Consider the following 2,902-nt stretch of genomic DNA (forward strand, 5'->3'; position numbering starts at 1 on the left):
GTGCTCCTCTTGCCCGCCCTCTTGTTGCCCGCCCTCTTGCCCGCCCTCCTGCAGAGCCGCGTGCCGGAGCACCACCGAGCCGCCCATGGAGAACCCGACGGTGGCCACCCGCGTGTGACCGAACTCTCGTGCCCACCGCACCGCCGCCGCCAGGTCGAGCACCTCGCGGTCGCCGACCGTGGAGCGCCCGCCGGAGGCGCCGTGCCCGCGGAAGGAGAAGGTGACCACCGCCGCGTACTGCGCGAAGGCGGTCGCCGCCCGCCGGACGTGAGGCCGCTCCAGGTCGCCCGTGAAGCCGTGCGCGACGACGATGACGAGGTCGCCGGACGGGCCGGACGCGTCGGACGTACCCGTTCGTGGCTGGTACGCGGCGTCGATCGTCACCCCGTCGACGGAACGCAGAAACCTCCGCCGCACCCCTCGCGGCCCTTCTTCCGCAGCACTCGCCGGGGCACTTGCCGAGGCACTTTCCGTACATCCCCCAGCCGTCTCAGGTTCTGGACGAATGAAAGATCGCGTCACATGACCTGCCGGACCTTGGCTCATGTGGGCTATTCTCCTGGGCAGAGGACTCGGGCAGTGAAGCCCCCGGGTCCTTTTGCGCTTTCTGCAGCGTTGTATACGAACCGTGTATACGACTCTCCGGCGTAGTGGCCCGGCGTGAAAGTGCTGGAAACAATGGCCGACACGCCGGGAGAGCGCAGTTCCGGCCCCCAGGAGCACAGGGGGCGCGGGAGCCGCGAGCAGTACGAAGCAGTGCCGAAAACGTCCTCGCAGGGACCGAGGAGGAACCAGACGTTATGGGCGAGCGAACCGTGCGTGACCGTATGACGACCAAGGCAGGTGGGGCGCGATGAGCTCTCTGCTGCTCCTGACCAACGCCCTTCAGCCGTCGACGGAGGTGCTTCCCGCCCTCGGCCTGCTGCTGCACAACGTACGCGTGGCTCCGGCGGAGGGGCCCGCCCTCGTCGACACCCCGGGTGCCGATGTCATCCTCATCGACGGCCGTCGTGACCTCCCGCAGGTGCGCAGCCTGTGTCAGCTGCTGCGCTCCACGGGACCCGGCTGTCCACTCGTCCTCGTCGTGACGGAGGGCGGCCTCGCGGCCGTCACCGCCGACTGGGGCATCGACGACGTACTGCTCGACACCGCGGGTCCCGCCGAGGTCGAGGCACGGCTGCGGCTGGCCATGGGCCGCCAGCAGATCGTCAACGACGACTCCCCCATGGAGATCCGCAACGGCGACCTCTCCGTGGACGAGGCCACCTACAGCGCCAAGCTCAAGGGCCGGGTCCTCGACCTGACCTTCAAGGAGTTCGAGCTCCTGAAGTACCTCGCGCAGCACCCGGGCCGGGTCTTCACCCGCGCCCAGCTGCTGCAGGAGGTCTGGGGCTACGACTACTTCGGAGGTACGCGGACCGTCGACGTCCACGTACGGCGGCTGCGCGCGAAGCTCGGCCCCGAGCACGAGTCGCTGATCGGAACCGTCCGGAACGTCGGCTACCGATTCGTCACTCCGGAGAAGGCGGACCGCACGGCTACGGAGGCCAAGGCGAAGTCGGAGGCGAATTCGGAGGCGGTGGCGGCGGGCCGGCCAAAGCCGGAGGATGCGGACGAGACGGCGCACCTCGACGCCGTCGGCGCCGCCGACGGCGCGGAGGCGCCGGCGAAGGATCGGGCAAAGGCGCAGGAAGAAGCCGTACGACCTGCCCAGCGGTAGGTCCATCCGCGTAGACTCCGCGCGTGGCCAAGGTGACTCGGGATGATGTGGCGCGACTGGCGGGTACTTCCACCGCCGTCGTCAGCTATGTCATCAACAACGGACCCCGGCCGGTTGCCCCGGCCACGCGCGAGCGTGTCCTCGCCGCGATCAAGGAACTGGGGTACCGACCGGACCGGGTCGCCCAGGCCATGGCGTCGCGGCGGACGGACCTCATAGGCCTGATCGTGCCTGACGCGCGCCAGCCCTTCTTCGGGGAGATGGCGCACGCGGTCGAACAGGCCGCGTCCGAGCGCGGCAAGATGGTGCTCGTCGGCAACTCCGACTACGTCGGCGAGCGCGAGGTCCACTACCTGCGGGCCTTCCTCGGCATGCGGGTCTCGGGGCTCATCCTCGTCAGTCACGCGCTGAACGATCTGGCCGCCGCCGAGATAGACGCGTGGGACGCGCGGGTGGTGCTGCTGCACGAGCGGCCCGAGGCCATCGACGACGTCGCGGTCGTCACGGACGACGTGGGCGGCGCGCACCTCGCCACGCAGCATCTGCTGGAGCACGGCTACGCGTACGTGGCCTGTCTGGGCGGTGTCGCGGAGACCCCCACCGTCGGTGACCCCGTCTCCGACCACGTCGAGGGGTGGCGGCGCGCGATGCACGAGGCGGGGCGCTCCACGGAGGGTCGCCTCTTCGAGGCGCTCTACAACCGTTACGACGCCTACCAGGTGGGTCTTGAACTGCTGGCCGGTCCGGACAGGCCGCCGGCGATCTTCTGTTCCACGGACGACCAGGCGATCGGGTTGTTGCGGGCGGCTCGTGAGCTGCGGATCGATGTGCCGGGGGAGTTGGCTGTCGCCGGGTTCGACGACATCAAGGAGGCGGCGTTGACTGATCCGCCGCTCACCACGATCGCGAGCGATCGGTCCGCGATGGCTCGGGCGGCGGTTGATCTTGTGCTTGATGACGGGTTGCGGGTTGCCGGGGCTCGGCGGGAGCGGTTGAAGTTGTTCCCTTCGTCGTTGGTGGTCCGGCGTAGCTGCGGCTGCTAGGTGGTGTGGGGACGTTTGAATCCGCGGGTGCGTCGTGGCTGGTCGCGCAGTTCCCCGCGCCCCTGAAAAACCGGGGGCGCGAGCAACTGCGCACGCAACCCCCACCGGACCGCAGGCCCCTGGGGGCGCGGGGAACTGC

Annotated in this window: 3 protein-coding genes; 2 read left to right on the plus strand and 1 reads right to left on the minus strand. The window is 69.6% G+C overall.

Translation table 11 applies throughout. The features are described 5' to 3' along the window. On the minus strand, positions 1-546 hold a 546-nt coding region (locus AOK01_RS11250), incomplete at its 3' end, for an alpha/beta fold hydrolase (RefSeq protein ID WP_157871260.1). A 307-nt stretch (positions 547-853) separates the two neighbouring features. Between AOK01_RS11250 and AOK01_RS11255 the strand changes: the two genes are divergently transcribed. Together AOK01_RS11255 and AOK01_RS11260 are read left to right on the plus strand one after the other, a co-directional pair. Further along, positions 854-1,720, plus strand: a complete 867-nt coding sequence (locus AOK01_RS11255) for a winged helix-turn-helix transcriptional regulator (protein WP_055510824.1) — start codon at positions 854-856, stop codon at positions 1,718-1,720. A 23-nt stretch (positions 1,721-1,743) separates the two neighbouring features. After that, complete coding sequence (locus AOK01_RS11260; RefSeq protein WP_079103334.1) at positions 1,744-2,763, plus strand: LacI family DNA-binding transcriptional regulator; 1,020 nt, start codon at positions 1,744-1,746, stop codon at positions 2,761-2,763. The last annotated feature ends 139 nt before the right edge of the window (positions 2,764-2,902 follow it).

The organism is Streptomyces aurantiacus, from assembly GCF_001418335.1.
Taxonomy (GTDB): domain Bacteria; phylum Actinomycetota; class Actinomycetes; order Streptomycetales; family Streptomycetaceae; genus Streptomyces; species Streptomyces aurantiacus.

What these genes read in the sequence shown, in the direction of transcription:
- AOK01_RS11255 (WP_055510824.1), top strand. Translation starts at nt 854, where the DNA reads ATGAGCTCTCTGCTGCTCCTGACCAACGCCCTTCAGCCGTCGACGGAG.